General features: G+C 55.4%; 11 protein-coding genes and 1 pseudogene. 3 read left to right on the top strand and 9 right to left on the bottom strand.

Annotated features, from left to right (window positions below):
* Positions 1-110 precede the first annotated feature (110 nt).
* Positions 111-2,240, top strand: a complete 2,130-nt coding sequence (locus tag RBB82_RS20300) for a TonB-dependent receptor plug domain-containing protein (protein ID WP_433972554.1) — start codon at positions 111-113, stop codon at positions 2,238-2,240.
* 8 nt (positions 2,241-2,248) lie between these two features.
* Here the strand turns inward: RBB82_RS20300 and hemC are convergent, their stop codons facing one another.
* Positions 2,249-3,235, bottom strand: coding sequence for a hydroxymethylbilane synthase (gene hemC, locus RBB82_RS20295; protein WP_433972553.1), 987 nt, complete (start codon positions 3,233-3,235; stop codon positions 2,249-2,251).
* A 219-nt stretch (positions 3,236-3,454) separates the two neighbouring features.
* Here hemC and RBB82_RS20290 point away from each other — a divergent pair.
* Positions 3,455-3,532 (top strand): annotated as a pseudogene (locus RBB82_RS20290) (twin-arginine translocation signal domain-containing protein); the annotation flags it as partial.
* A gap of 69 nt (positions 3,533-3,601) precedes the next feature.
* Positions 3,602-4,099 carry a DinB family protein gene (locus tag RBB82_RS20285; RefSeq protein WP_433975427.1) on the top strand — a complete coding sequence of 166 codons (498 nt, stop codon included), beginning with the start codon at positions 3,602-3,604 and terminating at the stop codon, positions 4,097-4,099.
* 22 nt (positions 4,100-4,121) lie between these two features.
* On the opposite strand, the gene RBB82_RS20280 is transcribed toward RBB82_RS20285, so the two are convergent.
* The 8 genes from RBB82_RS20280 to RBB82_RS20245 all read right to left on the bottom strand — a co-directional run bounded on the left by RBB82_RS20280 (position 4,122) and on the right by RBB82_RS20245 (position 14,535).
* Positions 4,122-5,057 carry an NADP-dependent oxidoreductase gene (locus tag RBB82_RS20280; RefSeq protein ID WP_433972552.1) on the bottom strand — a complete coding sequence of 312 codons (936 nt, stop codon included), beginning with the start codon at positions 5,055-5,057 and terminating at the stop codon, positions 4,122-4,124.
* Between the two features lie 143 nt (positions 5,058-5,200).
* On the bottom strand, positions 5,201-6,490 hold the full coding sequence (hemA, locus tag RBB82_RS20275) for a glutamyl-tRNA reductase (protein ID WP_433972551.1): 1,290 nt from the start codon (positions 6,488-6,490) through the stop codon (positions 5,201-5,203).
* Positions 6,487-7,296, bottom strand: a complete 810-nt coding sequence (gene ccsA, locus RBB82_RS20270; protein WP_433972550.1) for a cytochrome c biogenesis protein CcsA — start codon at positions 7,294-7,296, stop codon at positions 6,487-6,489. The genes hemA and ccsA overlap by 4 nt, the downstream gene beginning before the upstream one ends.
* A gap of 176 nt (positions 7,297-7,472) precedes the next feature.
* Positions 7,473-8,210, bottom strand: a complete 738-nt coding sequence (locus RBB82_RS20265; RefSeq protein ID WP_433972549.1) for a hypothetical protein — start codon at positions 8,208-8,210, stop codon at positions 7,473-7,475.
* An 11-nt stretch (positions 8,211-8,221) separates the two neighbouring features.
* Positions 8,222-9,802 carry a hypothetical protein gene (locus RBB82_RS20260; RefSeq protein WP_433972548.1) on the bottom strand — a complete coding sequence of 527 codons (1,581 nt, stop codon included), beginning with the start codon at positions 9,800-9,802 and terminating at the stop codon, positions 8,222-8,224.
* The gene (locus RBB82_RS20255) at positions 9,799-11,541 is read right to left on the bottom strand and encodes an ATP-binding protein (protein WP_433972547.1); all 1,743 of its coding nucleotides are present in this window, start codon (positions 11,539-11,541) and stop codon (positions 9,799-9,801) included. Before RBB82_RS20255 ends, RBB82_RS20260 begins: the two co-directional genes overlap by 4 nt.
* Positions 11,542-11,653: 112 nt before the next feature.
* Positions 11,654-12,337 carry a response regulator transcription factor gene (locus tag RBB82_RS20250; protein WP_433972546.1) on the bottom strand — a complete coding sequence of 228 codons (684 nt, stop codon included), beginning with the start codon at positions 12,335-12,337 and terminating at the stop codon, positions 11,654-11,656.
* A 242-nt stretch (positions 12,338-12,579) separates the two neighbouring features.
* The gene (locus tag RBB82_RS20245; protein WP_433972545.1) at positions 12,580-14,535 is read right to left on the bottom strand and encodes a glycosyltransferase 87 family protein; all 1,956 of its coding nucleotides are present in this window, start codon (positions 14,533-14,535) and stop codon (positions 12,580-12,582) included.
* Between the last annotated feature and the right edge of the window lie 136 nt (positions 14,536-14,671).

The following is a 14,671-nucleotide window of genomic DNA, read 5'->3' as shown; positions in this document are numbered from 1 at the left end:
TGTTTTTCTACGGTTGCCTAGCTGGCAACTACTCGCACAGGCTACTTGCATCCGATATTGCTAACACCAGTTGTGCCGGAGTGGCCGGGGCGATAGCAGATACTAACTCCGTGACAATAGCTACAGGTTGTCTTGCAGGAGGGCCTGCAAAACCAGCGACAACAACTACCGTTGCAGTTGCAAAAGACGATCGGAAGCCAACAATAGACGCCCCGGATGCAGTATCTCCATCTGCGGAGTTGAAGACCTCAAGTGTTGTTGGCATGTTGAGAACGACGATCAAGGTGGAAGGTAGACCAACCAATACGGATTCGACGGAGGGGTTTGAACGAAAGGTCAGCGAGAAGGAGATTGAGGAGTCTGCGGGCACGTTTGGCGATCCGTCGCGGTTTATGCAGGTGCTGCCGGGTGTGGTCTCTGATAACGATCAGTACAACGACTTTATCGTCCGCGGAGGAAACCCGGATGAGACGCTTTTCCTGGTCGATAACATCGAGGTCCCTTCGATCAACCAGCTTGCTCTCTCCGATACGACCGGCGGTTTCGTGTCGATGATCGATAATGCTGCCGTTCAGAAGATGACGTTGCACACGGATGCTTACGACAGCAAATATGATCAGCGGCTATCTTCTGTTGTGGAGTTCTCAACCATACCCGAGGGCAAGACTGTGCCCCACTCCGAATCGGAGATAGGCATCGCTGGAATGGGAGGGTCGAGGAGTGTGCCGTGGGGAGATGGGTCGTTGTTTGTGTCGGCGAGGCGAAGCATTCTGAACCTGCTGACTGACGATATCGGGCTCAACGGGGTACCTATCTATTCCAACGCGTTGATCAGAGCGGACAGGCGCGTGGACGATAAGAATACCTGGTGGGGGTTATCGCTGACGGGAATTGATTCGATCAAGATTCACCCAAGTCCGACGGATCCGTTTGAGACAAATCCTTACGATATTCATTACCAGGGTTGGAGAAATACTACTGGCTTGAACTGGCAGCATGTGCTTTCGGCTCGGTCGTTTGGCGTGCTGAGTGTGAGTAACTCAGAGCAGTCGCAGAACGTGGTCGAAGATGCACAACTGTTGGATGGAGCACCTATCTATTCAGAAGACACCAGAGATGGTGTAAGCACGTTGAAGTATGACTGGACTTTGCAGGCGAAGCAATGGTTGACTGTGACCTCAGGTGGGCGGGCTTCGCTCGATCGTTTGAACTATCGCGTTGATCAACCGCTGGGTTTGCAGAATCCTTACAGTGAAGATCCGGCCCCGCTGGATGCGATGGCGCTGAATCGAAGATTTGCACCGTTCTCTTCGGCCGCATATGGACAAGCCAGCGTGTTGCTACCACATGGCATGAAGGTGGTGGGAGGGGAACGGCTCTCGCAGTGGGCTATCACTGGAAGTACGATCTGGACGCCGAAGGTTTTGTTTATGGCACCTGTTCTGGGCCGGCTCGTACATGCAGGGTACGCCGAGTATGCCCAGCTGCCGCCCAATCTTTATCTCGTCGCGTTTGCAAACCAGCAGACGTTGAAGCCGATTCGTTCCAGGCAGATTACGGCTGGGATCGATGTCGTGCGGAGCTCGCATGTCGGAATTTCTATCGAGACTTATCGGAAGAGATACATGGATTATCCGGTTGCTACTAACTACCCACAGCTTTCTCTGGCTAATATTGCCGATACCTTTGGGCAGGCCTTCTTATTATTTCCTATGACGAGTGCAGGGCTCGGGCTTGCGCAGGGGGCGGAGCTATCCGTTCGCTATAAACCTACGTCGGGATTTACGGTGACGAGTGCGGTGACGTATGCGAGGAGCTGGTACTCGGGATTGGATGGAGTGTTGCGGCGCGGCAACTATGACATACCGTTCGTCGCGAATATTGCGGGGACACTGGCTTTGCGCAGGAGGACGGTGCTCTCTTGCCGGTATAGCCAGACATCTGGCCGACCGTATACGCCGGATAACCTGATGCTCAGCAACGCGCAGGATCGCGACGTTTACGATCTGAGCATGATTAACGCGGCGAGATCTGCTGCATATCATCGGCTGGACTTCAGGTTGGAGCAGAGTCGTCCGATACGACGAGGTGTGTTCACGTGGCACGTTGGGCTTGACAATGCGTTGGGGTCGAGTAACTTTTATTCGAACCAATGGCGGCCACGAGCGGGAGATCTCGGCGTACTGGAACAAGACCAGATGCCAAGATTTCCCGATGGTGGGATCAAGTATGTGTTTTGAGTTGGAGCTTAGCTGATTGCGACGGCCGAGAGGAGGTCGAGGGCGCCCTTGGATTTGAGGTTGTCTGCGACGCTCTGGCCCAGGGCGATGGGATCGATGTTGTAAGGAGCTTCGGTGTCGATTTGGACCATTGCTTCGCCATCGGGCGCGACGACCTGGGCGATCATGCGCCACTTGCCGAACTCGTCTGTCGGGGGGATGCAGTGTGCGCCGATGGGGAGTGAGCAGCCACCGCCTAAGGCATCGAGTGTGGTGCGCTCGGCGTTGATGGCGAAGCGGGTGTGAGGGTGTTCGAGGAAGGCGATGGCGTTGCGGATGTAGGCGTCGCGTGACTCGTCGATGGAGTGCTCGGGGCTGCGGGTTTCGAGGGCCAACGCTCCCTGGCCGGGAGCGGGGCACATCTCTGTTGGGCAGAAGCGCTGGTGGACCCACTCGGCGCGCTTGAGGCGGTCGAGGCCGGCGGCGGCGAGGACGAGGGCGTCGCATTGGCCGGAGGCTAGTTTTTTGAGGCGGGTGTCGATGTTGCCGCGAACTTCGACGAAGGTGACGTCGGGGCGGAGCGCGAGGATCTGTGCGCGACGGCGCGGGCTGGTCGTGCCAATGCGGCCTCCGGCGGGGAGGGTGTGGAGCGCCCAGTAGGGCTCGCAGACCCAGACGTCGCGTGCGTCGGCGCGCTTGGGTATCGCCGCGAGGGTGAACTGAGGGGCGAGTTTGGTTGGGAGATCCTTGAGCGAGTGAACGGCGAGATCAATGCGGCCCTCTTCGAGGGCTTCCTCTATTTCTTTGATGAAGATGCCTTTGCCGTCAAGGTTTGGAGGAGCGACGAAGCCGGGTTGCTGCATGCGATCGCCAGTGGTGCGGATGACTTCGAGCTCAACGTGGTAGCCGGCGTCGCGGAGGGCGTAGAGGATGTGGTTGGCCTGCCAGAGAGCTAGTTGCGAGCCGCGGCTTCCGATGCGGATCGGATTGCGAGGATTGTTGTGTTCGGAACTCATGTCTTAACTAGGATACGAGATGTGGGGAACAATTGTTCGGTCATTGTTGGCGTTGATCGGATTTACCGGTCAAACACACCATCGGTTGAGTAAATGAAGCGGCATTTCTTATTTTTCTTGTTTTTGAGAGTGCGTTACGTCGAAAGCTCTCGGGCGTTCGATATACTTGCGCGATCAGTAAGGGGCCCTGTTTTTAATTTCATCTGAGAGGTCCGCTTCTTGACGAATTCGAATGTCACCAACCGTAGAAATTTTCTTAGGACGACAGCTGCAGCTTCCGCTGTGATGCTACTGCCGCCTCTCGGAGCAGCCGCACCAGTTAAGGAAATAAATATTCTGGGGCCAAGGCCTGGATATACCCCTCAGGTGGGAACACTTGTGTCGATGTTGACCTGGATGCGGCCCGCCGTAACGAGGTACACGCGAGAGATCAGCCAAGCGAACCTGGATTATCTATTCGACAAAGACGCCAATAGTATTGGCGCGCTGCTGTTGCATCTCGCGGCCACTGAGACTTACTACCAGATGAATACGTTTGATGGAATGAACTGGGGGAGTTGGCCGGACGCGGTAAAGCAGAAGTGGGATGCGGCGATGGAGCTTGGGGATGCAGGCCGGAAGACCATCAAGGGCCACGACCTGAAGTTTTATCTGGATACGTTGCAAGAGGTGAGGGAGAAGTCGCTCGCAGAGTTCAAGAAGCGAGACGATGCGTGGTTGATGTCGGTGGATAAGACCTGGCCATGGGGGCCTACCAACAACTACTGCAAGTGGTTTCATGTGTGCGAACACGAATCGCATCACGCTGGACAGATCGATCTGCTGCTTAAGCGTCTACCCGGGGCGGCCTCGAACGCGGGTTAGAGTGAATTGGTACGTTTGGGGGTTAGCTAACGCCGGGGATGGTGATAACGACCTTGCCGTAACTTAGTTTTTGCGGAATCGACTTTGCGTAGGCCTTTGCGGCGTCTTCAAGTGAAACGGCAGCCCTCACGTATGTCTTAAGTGAACCGGCGTCAATCAGGGTCGCTATCTCTGTCAGTTGTTTCTGGTTTGGTTCGACGATGAAGTAGTGCTCCTTGATTCGTGGATCGGTGCTGCTTTCGCCGTCGGCGGCGATCGTAATCATTCGTCCGTTCGGTTTGAGAGAGGACCAGGAGAGATCGCGGGTTTCTCCGCCTACGGTATCGAAGACAACATCGACATCTCGCACCAGATCCTGAAAGCGGGACTTTTGGTAGTCGATGACTTCGTTGGCTCCGAGTTGCCTGATCAGATCGACGTTTGGTGTGGATGTGGTTGCGATGACGTACGCTCCGTGCTGTCGAGCAAGTTGTATCGCGAAGAGGCCAACGCCACCAGCAGCACCCTGGATCAGCACACGTTCGTTTGGCTGAAGCTTTGCGTGGTCGAATAGGCCCTGCCATGCGGTCAACGCCCCAATTGGAACGGTGGCAGCTTCATCATGGTTCAGGCTGGCTGGCTTTGGAGCGATGCTGGACGGCTGGGTGAGGCAGAACTCCGCCGTTGCTCCATCGGCGAACCAGTCGTTCATGCCGTAGACCTCTTGTCCAACGGTGAAGCTTTGCACGCCATCTCCGAGCGCTTCGATGACACCGGAAAACTCGTGGCCGGGGATGGCGTTTGTACGTGGTTCGGCGCTTTTTTGATGGGTTGTCGGATACCACTCGAGTTCAGTGGTTGTTACGCCTGCTGCACGAACTCTGATCAACACCTCTCCGGCGGCGGGTGTCGGCTGAGGAAGTTGTGCCGTATAGAGGGTGAGGCCTTGCGAGGAATCACGCACCTGCATCGCTTTCATACGTATCGCCACCTTGGCTTTGAGTTTCAACGACGATCGAGTTTCAACGCAACGCGCACGCTGATCTTACGAACTGAAGCGATCTATTGCACAGATGCCTTCTGAGTGCGGCCGGTTGTAGTTTATTACTGTTGCGACGGAGCCTAGTCGGAGTCTTTGGTGCGGACGGATTCGCGAAGGGCCGTGAGTTGAGGGTGGAGAAGCTTTGCGGTGAGCGAGCGAGTGAGTGCTTCGACTGCTTCGCGTTGTTGCGGGGTGAGGTCAGCGAGTTTGGATTGTGAACGGGCGAGTTCAGCTTGACGAAGTTCTTCTGCCTGCAGCTGAAGGGCCTTGATGGCAGGCACTGCGTCGCGCGACTGGAGGCGTTCCTGGTACTTGTCGACTTCCCTGCTGACAATGCTCTCAGCCGCTTCGGCTTCGCGGCTGCGATCGGCGAGATTTGCGGCGGCCACCTGCTGGAGGTCATCGATGTCGTAGACGAAGCACCCTTCGACCTCGTTCATGCGCGGGTCGACGTCACGGGGGACGGCGATATCGATGAAGAACATGGGGCGGTTGCGACGGCGCTGCAGGAAGTGCTGACCATGAGATCGGTCAAAGAGCTTTTGCGGAGCGCCTGTGGAGGCGATGACGATGTCGGCCCGATCGGCCTGCTCGTACAGGGCTTCAAAAGGTATGACGGCTGTGAGTACGGAGGCGCTGGAGAAGGTGGCCGCGATCTTTTCTGCGCGGGATTGAGTGCGGTTGGCGACGAGAATCGAGGACGCGCCTTGCTGGATGAGGTGACGTGCGGCAAGCTCGGACATCTTGCCAGCGCCTACGAGGAGGACGGTCTTTCCCTGCAGAGAACCGAAGATTTTTCTTGCGAGGTCGACCGCGACCGAGGCGATGGAGACACTGCTGGAGCCGATCTGGGTCTCGGTGCGAATTTTCTTTGCGACGGTGAAGGTGCGTTGAAGAAGGGCTTCTAGATGAGTAGAGACGGCACCGGCGTCGCGGGCGATGGTGTAGGCCTCTTTGACCTGGCCAAGGATCTGGGGCTCACCGACGACCATGCTGTCGAGCGAACTGGCGACACGGAATAGATGGCGAACTGCCTCGCGCTCGCGGAACTCGTAGAGGTGGGGCTGGATGTCGCTGGGCGGGACAGCAAAGTATTCGTGGAGGAAGCGGAGGAGGTCTGTTGTGTTCTTTGCTTGCACGCCGGAGGTGTCGGTGTCGGTGTTCTCCTCCTGAAGCGTGAGGAGTTCGACGCGATTGCAGGTGGAGAGGATGAGGCCTTCGCGAATACCGGGTTGATGGAGGAGGGTGCGTGTGGCATCGGCGAGGCGCTCGGCGGGAATGGCAAGGCGCTCGCGGACCTCGATGGGCGCGGTGTTGTGATTGATGCCGAGGAGGACCAGGCTGCCCGGTTTGATGTTGTTTGTGGTCATGGCGCGGTGAACCTGTGGACCGCGGAGAACTGGTTTGCGGCCCAGACTGCCAGCACCACGAGAAATACAAAGCTGGAGAGATAGACGGCGCGCCGCCCACGAAGACCAGAGTGCCGCCGGATATAGATCATCGCGATGTAAGCGAGCCACATGGCGAAGGCGAGGAGGATCTTTGGATCGCGGAAGTACGAGGAGCCAACGGTAGCCTGGGCAATGAGCGAGCCGATGAGCAGGCCGGCAGTCATGCAAGGCAATCCGAAGAGCAGAGCTTTGAGAGCGATCTGATCTGTAGTTTCGAGCGGGGGGAGCCAGGAGACGGTAGGTGACTTCTGCTTGAGACGGCGCTCTTGAATGAGGTATAGAAGCGAGGCCAGAAGAGAGAGCAGCAGCGCGGCGTAGGCAGCTAAAAGGAGAACCACATGGAGAAAGATCCAGCGTGTGTGGAGGAGAGGAAAGGTCGTGAGCTCCTGACCAGGATGGAAGGCAGGGACAAGACCAAGAAGGAAGCAGATGGGCAGAAGGAAGATGCCGAGCGAGACCGTGCGATAGCGCCAGAAGACCAGAAGGAAGGCGAGCGCGAGGATGAGACCGAGGAATGTTTGGGTTTCGTGGGTGTCGATCGGTAAAGAATGGTGGGCGGCGTTGAGCATCTCGGCCAGCGAGACAAAGTGAAAGAGGACCGCGGCGATGGTGGCGGGAATAGCGACGTGGCGCCAGCGTGGGCGGTCGTACAGAGCCGCCGGTAGCACCGCAAGCGCGGCGATGCCGTAGAGAAAGACCGCGACTCGGAGCCAGAGGAGAGACATAAGTGGGTACAAGGTGTTGCTGGTTGCAATGTTAGCCGCAAACGTCAAGTATATCGCTTTGCAAGGTTATCTGACAGACGCCTATGCCTGGAGCTGCAGGCGTGGAGCCTCAAACTACGCAGAGCCTATACGGGTACCTTCTTTGTGCCTTATGCGATCATTTGCCACAGGACGGGTTAATGGGAGTCGTGACTTGGCTGATAGTCCTCGCCGAACTTGTTCTTGTGGTTCGCAAGAACGTTCGTAGTGGGTAGGAGCGAGATATTGCCAAGGTGAACCGGCTCCGATGAGATCTGGACGACTTGCTCGGCTGCGGCTGGATCAATCGATTGTCCGTTCTCACTCCACACATTCACCCGGTAGCTTCCTGGAAGAACATTGTGGATAGCAACGCCGCCGGTCTCCGATGAGATGCCGAAGTATGGGGTACTGAGCGCCAAAACGACGGCTCCCATCTCCGGATGAATGTTACAGAAGATGTAGGAGATTCCTTCGCGATCAAAACGTACCGAGCGGGTGGTGCCGGATTCGTAGAGACCGAGGTCGAAGCGCTTACCGTTGAAGAGCGAGAATACATTGTGGAAGAAGGGGTCTTCGTTAGGAAACTGGACCGAGGTGCCCGTGGGGATGACAAGCAGATGGGGAGTGAACATCTTGTCTTTTTGCACCAGGCGATAGGGAGTCGGATGAGCGGTCCACGGCGGGACAGGTGAGCCGGGCTTCAAGGCTGATAGCCAGACGACCACGTTTGCCGCACTCGGAGGGTCTGTATGCTTTTTGGCAACTGGAGCCAGCATTTTGTTCACGACGATCTTTGCCGTGACTTCTACTCCCTGCGCGTGCAACTGCGGCGCAGCGAGACCGAGCAGAAGGAAGCAGCATAGAACGGCCATCGAGTGTTGCGGGCTGCGCACGATCGGATCTCCTAGAATTGATATCCAGCAGAGAGTGTAAAGATATTGGCCGTGTTGCCAAGGCCGTAGATTGGCCACGTCAAGATTCTGCGATACTCCGGCGAGAAGATGAGATAAGTCTTTGGGCGGAAGATAAGGTTGCCTACAACCATTTCGTTGCGGGCACGCAGCTGTATCGCGGTCGCTGTTGCCGGAAAGATGAGGGTATGAAAGTCGCCTGCGAAACCGTTGTCGATGCCAATGACCGCATTCGCCTCGAACGACTGACCGAAGCGTGTTTTCAGTTGAGTCCATCCGCCGATGGCGTTCAGTGCGCTATAGGAAGCCAAGCCTGTGATTGGGCTGGTTCCATATAGAACGTCCTTGTAGACTCCACCCCCCAGGCCACCGAGAGATCGACCACGATATCCTTCTCCGCTTACTTCAAAACGGTGAGTGAGCGGTACTCGAAAATCGGTGGTGAATGCCCAGGAGTCTACGCTGTGATCGTACGGATAACTTTGACGGCTGTAGTATCCGCTGAGCCCGACGTGGAAGGAGTGATCGTCCGACGCTGGCCCGTAGTTATTATCCGAAGGCGCACCGTACGAGATGCGCGATTCGTAGGCTGGCTGTTTTGATTGCTCGCCGGGACTTGGCACTCTAGTTGTCAGAGTGGTACTGTAGCCAGCGGCCGGAGGATCCCACAGTCCAAACTCCAGTTGTAGTTGCCGGTGGGTTTGAATTTGAAATTGGTGGGCGTATCTAAGTTGCGGCGACCACGTCCAAAGATTCCCTGCTCCCGCCATGCTGGGTTCGGCGACCGTCGCATAGGATGTGGGTGACAGGGGCGAGATGAGCGGGGTGGTCATGCCAACCTGGATCGAGTCGTGGCTCCAGTCCAGATTGATGCTTGCTGTTCTCATGCGAACGATTCCGGCCGAGGTTGAGGAGCTGGAATAAGCGAGACCACCGAAGAAATCTACGTTGATGTCTGCGGAGGTACGCGCGCCGGCGATTCGTGGGCCGAACCCTTCGAGCCCCAGAATGGTTTGGCGCAAGCTCGCTCCCGCACTGCCGTTAGTGGTCTCGTCGCTTGGAGCGAGGGCTGCCTCCGGAAGGTCGATGTCGTCAACAATTCCCCGGTTGATAAACGAGTTGAATAGGATCAAGCCTGTGACGCGGATCGGATACTTTGATTCGCTTTCAACCTTCGTCTGCTCGTGGAGCTTAACCTGCGCCTCGAGCGCCTGTTGCTGTTCTTGCACGTCTTCGATCGCTGCAGCGGTCGCCTTCGCTGTATCTGTGTCGCTGACTGGATTGGATGGTTGAGCGACGCCAGATTGGGTGGAGGCGAGTTGCTTCTTGATCAGAGCGAGCTGCTCTCGCAGTTGCTCGATTTCCTTCTGAGACTGCTCTAATTGCTGGTGAGTGCTAACTAGATCTGACGAGATCGCTTCCAGCTTCTGTTGTAGTTCGAGTGATTGGGCATTGGTTGTAGATGCGGATGAAGAGGCTACACTGTGCGAAGGTTCCGTTGATTGCGCACGCAACGGAGCTTGCGTCGTGACCATCGCCAGACAGACGATCAGTAGAGATCGAGCCACTCTCATTCTTCGACCTTCTCCGTCTGCCGGAGCGCGAGCGGGCGAGATCTTTTTTCAACCACAGCACCAAGTGCCTGCAGGGAGGCCTTGGGTAGATGGATGGTGAAGACTGTTTCGCTTTCGGCTGTCTCTTCCAACTCGATACCGCCGCCATGCTCCTGTGCGATTTGCTGCGCGAGGGTGAGTCCAAGCCCGATGCCGCTCTCCCGTCCCTCGCTCACGAAGGGTAGGAAGATCTTCTGACGAACAGGCGTAGGCACCCCAGGACCATTATCTGCAATTCTAATCTCAATCGCTCGCTCACCTTCGATGAGGCTCAGGGTTACCGTGGGAGATCCATTGCCGCGTTTCGCCGCCTGGCACGCGTTCAGCAGCAAATTGTAGACGGCGCGTCCGAGTTTTTTTGCGTCGACCCACGCTTGCAGGGAAGAAAGTCCACTTAAGTTGATTTTGACATCGCGGCCCGCGGGATGAGAACGGACCATACTGACAGCACGCTGGATCATCAGCGCAATCGATTCGTACTCCGGGTGGAGCGCCCTGCCGGTCTGGGTGAAGAGGAGCAGTGAATCCAGAAGATCGGTCATGCCCTGGACGGCTGACTTCACTTCCAACATGAGTTCTTCTCGTTCGAACTGAGAGATGTTGCCATCGCTCATGAACTCCGCATTGGCGTACATTGCAGAGAGATAGTGCCTGAGATCGTGCGAGATGGAACTAGCCATTCTACCGATCGTGGCGAGCCTCTCTGAGTCGAGGAGCTCTTTCTGAGACCGTCGCAGTTGAACTCGCATGCGTTCAAATGCTCGGCTAAGTTCTCTTATCTCTTCAGCACCATCCTCACTGAGTTGATAGTCGAAGTTGCCCTGTGCAAGGGCTCGAGTCCCTCCTACAAGGGTTTCGATGGGCCGAGTCAGTGTGCGCGAGATGGAAACAAGCATGCCTGATCCAACGACCAAGGCTAGAAGAGCCAGTGCCAGCACCCACCGATTAACCCTATCCACCAGTTGAGTGGCCTGTTCGAATGACTTGAGGACGACGAGTTGTGGGACCTGACCTGGGCTCTCTGACGCGCCGGAGTTTGTGAGATGTTCCGATGCTGCCAGATAATCTACTTTCCCGAGCCGAATCATTCTGTTCTGAGTCGGCAGTTGCAGTAGTTCGCCGCCGCGCTCGATGAGTTGCTGCTGGAGCATTGGTGTCAGTGTGCTGGCGACGACTTTGCCGTCGACAGCAAAACCAACCTCAGCGGCTGCGGCTTCACTGACTGCCTGTGCAACATGTTCATCGATGGCGTAACCGACCGTGACAAAGCCGAGGAGAGTTCCGCGCTCCTTCGGCCCGAAGTAAAGCGGCTGCGTCGATACCCCGTAGATACGATTGTCAAGGACGAGGAGGGTCGGTTCCTCAGACCTGCGCTGCCCTATCTCCAGGCCTCTGGCTACGCCGGATTGATCGAGCGCAGGACCTCGATTGTAGGATGCGATCAGTTTTCCGTTCAGGTCGAGCAGGGCAAAAAAATCGCATCCGCTCACTTGCCAGAACTCAACTCCACCGTCTTCGATCGTTCTCTGATCGTAGGTGGTCATCAAGGACTTCAGACTCGGCAGGTCGGCTAACAGAGCAGACTCGCGCGACAGAAGTTCGCGCTGCTGATGTTGGAAGTTCTGGTAGGTTTTTACTGAATGCTGGAGATCCGAAGCAAGATTCGCCTGCGTCTGTTGTTGAACGATGGTGCGAATCACCAAAAGACTCAAGACTGTACAGCCTAAGGAAAGGATGAGCAGAGGGATCAACAGCGTGGTTCGCATCCGCAGCCTGTCCATCAGCCTCGTCCTCCCACGAACGATGGTATCGTCAATTTCCGCGGACGAATTTGTAGCCAATGCCATGGATGGTGCGGAAGTATACAGGTTTCGCCGGATCGACTTCCAACTTCTGCCGCAGCTTCATAATGTGATTATCGACAGTGCGAGTCGTAGGATACGAGGTATAGTTCCAGACATCGTTCAATAGTTCCTCCCGAGTGATGACTCGTTCGGGATGCTCAACAAAGTATTGCAGGAGCTTGATCTCATGTGCGGTCAGGAGAACCGGCGCACCATCCTTAAACACTTCCATCCCAGAGAAGTCTGCCGTGACGGTCCCGAAGCTTGCTTGAGTGTGGGTTGCTGGTTTCTTCGTTCTTCGAATTGCGGCCTGAACGCGGGCCATCAGCTCGCGTGGGCTGAATGGCTTTGTAACATAGTCGTCTGCGCCCAGTTCGAGGAGCAGCACCTTATCGGCCACCTCCGAGACGGCACTGAGAACGACTACCGGAGTACTCGCCGACCAGCTCTTGATGCCTTTGCAGACCTCAAGCCCTGACATGTTCGGCAGCATGAGATCGAGAACGACCCCGGCAGGTTTGAGGCTCTTGCAACTGGCCAACCCCTGTGCGCCGTCACCGGTTACGTGTACCTCATAGCCCTCCGTCGTGAACTGCCTGTGGAGCGCCTTTTGTATTCTTGGATCGTCCTCAATTACCAGAATCAAACTCACGATTATCTCCCGAGATTCGCAGTCACCAGATTGTGCGAATCTCCGACTCCTTCATTCTATATAGATAGGCTGATGATTTTCTGGCCGAATGCGGCTAAGTATCTGATTCATATCATCAAATGACAAGATCGTGACACGTTGGAGACATCTCATACCTGATGCCAACGGTTTTGTAGTTGATCGAAGGCACATTCCGGATACAGATGCTTCATGAATGCCTGACGGGTTTGGTTGACTTTGAGTTATTGAGGGATAGGGCGGCGACAGAGAGCGTAAAACCAGAGCGCCCGTCCACAATCGCTGCCGTAGATCAACGTCTTCGAATCAGGTGGCCACGCCGGTTCCACGTTATTGCAATCAGCTTGGGTGAGAGTGTCGGTCTGGCCGTTGTTTAGATTGCGGAGTTGCAGGTGCCAGTTGCCACCTACCAATTTGCTGTATGCCAACCAGTGGCCATCAGGAGAAACGGCTGGGTAGCGGCTCTCCTCGGGACCGAGCGAACTGATGGAGCCTACCTGATCGACGAGGAACAGGGCGGGATGTCCTCCGTTTGGCTCGGCCGAAAAGATAAGCGAGCCATTTGGGAGGAATGACATCTCCGATACGTTCAGCGCAACCGGAGTGAGGATTCTATCTGCGCTTCCCGGTTTGTCAAGAACACGGAGCCAGATACGATTGCGGCCATGTTCCTCGCGGAGAAACGCTAACCACCTGCCATTGGGTGAAGCTACGGGAGACTCAGCTTGATGAATGACCTCTCGATCGGAATGGCTGGAGACAATCATCGATTCGGAGTCGACCTCTTCTGTCCACCGTTCGGAAGAGGTCGCAGCTAATGCGAGTTGATCGCTATAGTTCTTATCAAAATGAACCACGTCTTTGTTCTGCGTGGCCGCATGATATCCATCAGGCAGCATTGCAGTAAATAACACTGTGTTGTTCTGCGCTATGGGATTGTCGGCCTGCAACACGTTGCTCGCAATCGGAAGACGCCATGGATAGTCTGCGTATAGTTCATGCTGATGGCGCAAACCCAATGCGATGTTAAGGAACGCCATCATTGCAAATGCGCCGGCCCAGAAAAGGGTTTCACGATCTTGTCTTGCACCGCGTTGCTCCGAGGCTAGTAGCCAATAACTACACATGCACAATGCAACCACAACATACAATCGCGGCACGCTGAACAAGACTGAATTAGAAGTGGCTCCGAGCGCCTTCCAGCCTGGGTATCCGATTGCTGCGAACAAAAATAAAAGAGCAGCAGTTCCAATCCATCCAGCCCTTTTTCGAGCTGAGTCCCACATAAGACATACCGGAAGAATTAGAAGAGTGAAATGGTAGCCAGCAGGGAGAGTAGAGATCGCTAAACTGCTGATCAAAACGCCCGACCATTCAAGATGCAGTCTTCTGGGATCCATGTTGTTCGGCTTCGCCAATAACAGCGCGGGAGCGAACAATAAAGTTTGCACAAGGGGAAGCAGTATGGCGAACATCCATGGAGCATGTATCGGAGGGTTCGGATTCCACTGTGGCTCATAGATGAATAACCGGTGAAGTAAGGTAGCAACCGACGCGCTTGAGATGTCGTACGGGCTCATCCCTTCACCACGCATAGCCCAAGGTAAGACCTGAATCGAAAGTACTCGGTTCGCTTGAATCCCGAAGACGGCAATCGAAGCAATTACCGCAGCAGAGCTACCGATAACACCACCAATAAAGGCTCTGAAATCCTTCTTGCGTAAGAAATAGCCAAGATAAAGCAGCGGAAACAACTTCAATCCAAAGGCAAGACCTATAAGAAGTCCAGCAACTAGCCGCTTTTGGCGTACATAGCACCAACAGGCTAGCGTCAGTGTGAACAGGAGTAGGACGTAGTATTGCCCAAATAAAAAATTTTTGTTTAGAGGTACGCTCAGAACTATTACTAACGCAATGTGTCTCCATGACAGTCGAGTTATCAATCGCAGGATGACAGCAATCGCGCCGACCATTGCCATGTTGATGATTAGCCAATAGTGCTTGGCCGTCAGCGGAAGAAGTGAAGCTAATGGCCATACCGTGAGAGTCGAGAACGGTGTAATTGGGACTAACCCTATGATACGTTGATCGATGTCGCGATGATCTTTCTGCCGTTGAAGCCATACCCACTCATAAATACGGGATGTGCTTTCTTTCTCCCGAGCGATACGCGCCGTCAAATAGTAGTTTGGAAAGTCAGTGTTGAGAGTCTTCCATGCGGCAGGCAGCGTATGAAGGCCGAGGTAAGAAAGCATCAATACGAATAGCAGCCACTCTGTCAGCCGAACCCATACAGCGACCTGCGTTTCTGCCCGT

The organism is Tunturiibacter lichenicola (assembly GCF_051013355.1).
GTDB classification, from domain to species: Bacteria; Acidobacteriota; Terriglobia; order Terriglobales; family Acidobacteriaceae; genus Edaphobacter; species Edaphobacter lichenicola_F.
This window is presented reverse-complemented; position numbering and strand designations above follow the sequence as displayed.

Excerpts from the sequence above, each read along its gene's own strand:
- hemC (WP_433972553.1), bottom strand. The coding sequence starts at position 3,235 with ATGAGTTCCGAACACAACAATCCTCGCAATCCGATCCGCATCGGAAGC.
- RBB82_RS20280 (WP_433972552.1), bottom strand. The coding sequence starts at position 5,057 with ATGAAAGCGATGCAGGTGCGTGATTCCTCGCAAGGCCTCACCCTCTAT.
- hemA (WP_433972551.1), bottom strand. The coding sequence starts at position 6,490 with ATGACCACAAACAACATCAAACCGGGCAGCCTGGTCCTCCTCGGCATC.
- ccsA (WP_433972550.1), bottom strand. The coding sequence starts at position 7,296 with ATGTCTCTCCTCTGGCTCCGAGTCGCGGTCTTTCTCTACGGCATCGCC.
- RBB82_RS20260 (WP_433972548.1), bottom strand. The coding sequence starts at position 9,802 with ATGAGAGTGGCTCGATCTCTACTGATCGTCTGTCTGGCGATGGTCACG.